Annotated in this window: 4 protein-coding genes; all 4 read right to left on the bottom strand. The window is 62.3% G+C overall.

Annotation, left to right across the window (positions count from 1 at the left end; translation table 11 throughout):
* A partial coding sequence (gene dnaQ, locus V7Q53_RS23295; RefSeq protein ID WP_333831422.1) for a DNA polymerase III subunit epsilon occupies positions 1-583 on the bottom strand: 583 nt, incomplete at its 3' end.
* 3 nt (positions 584-586) lie between these two features.
* Entirely contained in the window at positions 587-1,177 is a 591-nt protein-coding gene (gene coaE / locus V7Q53_RS23290; RefSeq protein WP_333831420.1) for a dephospho-CoA kinase, read from the bottom strand.
* A complete protein-coding gene (locus tag V7Q53_RS23285; protein WP_333831418.1) occupies positions 1,174-1,992 on the bottom strand; it encodes a shikimate dehydrogenase in 819 nt (272 codons plus the stop codon). The genes coaE and V7Q53_RS23285 overlap by 4 nt, the downstream gene beginning before the upstream one ends.
* Complete coding sequence (locus tag V7Q53_RS23280) at positions 1,989-2,585, bottom strand: Maf family protein (RefSeq protein WP_333831424.1); 597 nt, start codon at positions 2,583-2,585, stop codon at positions 1,989-1,991. Before V7Q53_RS23280 ends, V7Q53_RS23285 begins: the two co-directional genes overlap by 4 nt.
* Positions 2,586-2,611: the final 26 nt, after the last annotated feature.

Raw genomic sequence — 2,611 nt, 5'->3', positions numbered from 1 at the left:
GTGTGGGGCGCCAGCCGGTGTTGACAGTGTTCTGGCGCTGGGTCGGCTGGGGCGCGAGAACAAGATCGGGCTGGCGCCCGCCGATCAGTTCCAGATAGACCTCTGCCAGAATTTCGCTGTCCAGAAGCGCGCCATGCTTCTCACGCGATGAGTTATCCACGCCGAACCGCCGACACAGCGCATCAAGCGAGGCCGGGGAGCCCGGAAATTTGCGCCGCGCAATAGTCAGCGTATCAAGCGCAACATTGTCGGGCAGGAGCGGGCGCTTGGCCCAGCCCAGCTCAGCATTGAGAAACTTCATGTCAAAGGCAGCGTTGTGAATCACCAGCCGCGCCCCGCTGACAAAGGCCAGAAACGCATCGGCGATATCGGCAAAAACCGGGTAATCGCGCAGGAAATCATTGCCCAGCCCATGCACCTGAAATGCCTCCTGCGGCATGTCGCGCTGGGGGTTGATGTATTGGTGATAGGTGTTGCCGGTCGGCATGTGGTTGAACAACTCGACCGCGCCGATCTCGACAATCCGGTGCCCCTCGGAAGGTTCAAAGCCGGTTGTTTCGGTATCAAGAACGATTTCGCGCATAAGTCATCTTTCGGTCAGCCGGGTGATCAGTTGCAGAACCTCGTCGCGGGTCTGTTCGGGCGTATGGGTTTCTATCACATAGGTCGCGCGGGCGCGCTTCTCAGTATCCGGCATCTGTTTGCTCAGGATGGTCTGAAAATGCGCCTCGGTCATGCCGGGCCGGGCCAGAACCCGGGCGCGCTGCACCTCAGGCGGGGCGGACACGGTGAGGGTGGCATCGCAGAGGCGCGCGCTGCCGGATTCGAACAGAAGCGGGATATCCAGTAAAATCAATGGTGTGCCCACTTTCTTATGGGCCGCGATGAACCGCTGGCGGGCGGCGGCCACCAGCGGATGGACGACGCTTTCAATCTGTTTCAGTGCGCCCGGGTCAGCCGCGATCCAGTCCTTGAGCGCGGCGCGGTCAATTGCTCCCTCTTTCAGCGCCTGTGGGCAAAGCTGCGCGAGCGGTGCCACGGCCGCCCCGCCGGAGGCATAAAGGCGATGCACCTCGGCATCCGCATCCCAGACGGGCACGCCTGCGTCGCGGAAGAAACCCGCAGTCGTGGATTTCCCCATCCCGATCGAACCTGTCAGGCCCAGAATGACCGTCATACCCCCAGAACCCTTTCCCGCAACGCCGCATCGACCACCGGCGCCACGCCGAACCAGCGCTCAAAGCCCGGCGCGGCCTGATGCAGCAGCATGCCCAGCCCGTCAATCACGGTATTTCCCCGCGCCCGCGCCATGGCCAGCAGCGGCGTTTCCAGCGGCGTATAGACCAGATCATTGACGATGGCGCTTTGCGGCAATGCATCCAGCCGCAGGGGGAGGGGTGGCTGGCCGTTCATGCCCAGCGAGGTGGCGTTAATCAGCGTATCGCACCCCTCCAGCATGGCGTCACGCTCATCCCACCTGACCGCCGTCACGCCGAATTCCTCCGCCAGATGGACGGCGCGGGCAGCGCTGCGGTTCGTCAGCCTGATCTCGGTAGCGCCCTTATCCTGCAAGGCGGCAATCACCGCGCGGCTGGCCCCGCCGGCGCCGATCAGGGCAACGCGGCGCGGCGCCCAGTCAGGAGCACTGTCCAGAATGTTCCACGTGAAACCATGGGCGTCGGTATTGTCCGCCTCCAGCCCGCGCGGGGTGAAGGTCAGCGTGTTTACCGCGCCAATGCGGCGGGCAAGGGGCGAGACAACATCCGCCAGCGCCAGCGCGGCTTCCTTGTGCGGGATTGTCACATTCACGCCGATGAACCCCATTTTCGGAAGCATTTTCATGGCGTTATTGAAATCTTCCGGGGCGATCTGAAGCGGCACATAATGCCCGTCGATACCGTAGCGCTGCAACCAGTGCCCATGCAGCCGGGGTGAGCGGCTATGCGCGACCGGAAAGCCGATAACCCCGGCGAGCTTGAGCGGCGCTGTCATCCGTCAATATCCTTGCGCTGGGTAAGCACGTTCAGCAGCTCCAGAATTGGCAGACCAAGGATGCCAAAGTAATCCCCTTCAACGCGCGAGAACAGCCTGATCCCGGGGCCCTCAAGCTGATAGCATCCGACGCAGTGGCGGATGTCATTCCAATGCTGCTGCAGATAGGCGTCAAGAAACGGGTCGCTGAAATTGCGCATGGTCAGCCGTGCAACCGCAGTATGCCACCAGACCGGCTGGCCCTGATGATAGAGCACGCAGGCGGACAGAAGCTGATGCGTTTTGCCCCGCAATTGTTGCAACTGACTGCGCGCATGCTCAGGGTTTTCGGGCTTGCTCAGCGGTTTTCCCTCCAGGTCAAGGATCTGATCGCAGCCCAGAACCAGCCCTTCGGGGTTTTTCTGCGCAATCCGCAGTGCTTTATGCTCAGCCAGCGCATCGGCGAGATCGGCGCTTGTCGCCCCCTCTGCCTGCAAGGAAAGCCGCAGATTCTCCTCATCAATCCGCGCAGGCTGGACCGAGACCGCCAGTCCCGCGTTCCGAAGCAGCGTTGCGCGGATTTCAGAGCCGGAGGCAAGGATGAGGAAAGTCATGTGGATAACCTGGGGCGGGGCGTGGG

It is taken from the genome of Pararhodobacter sp., from assembly GCF_036802785.1.
Classification (GTDB): Bacteria; Pseudomonadota; Alphaproteobacteria; order Rhodobacterales; family Rhodobacteraceae; genus Pararhodobacter.
This window is presented reverse-complemented; position numbering and strand designations above follow the sequence as displayed.

What these genes read in the sequence shown, in the direction of transcription:
- coaE (WP_333831420.1), bottom strand. Translation starts at nt 1,177, where the DNA reads ATGACGGTCATTCTGGGCCTGACAGGTTCGATCGGGATGGGGAAATCC.
- V7Q53_RS23285 (WP_333831418.1), bottom strand. Translation starts at nt 1,992, where the DNA reads ATGACAGCGCCGCTCAAGCTCGCCGGGGTTATCGGCTTTCCGGTCGCG.
- V7Q53_RS23280 (WP_333831424.1), bottom strand. Translation starts at nt 2,585, where the DNA reads ATGACTTTCCTCATCCTTGCCTCCGGCTCTGAAATCCGCGCAACGCTG.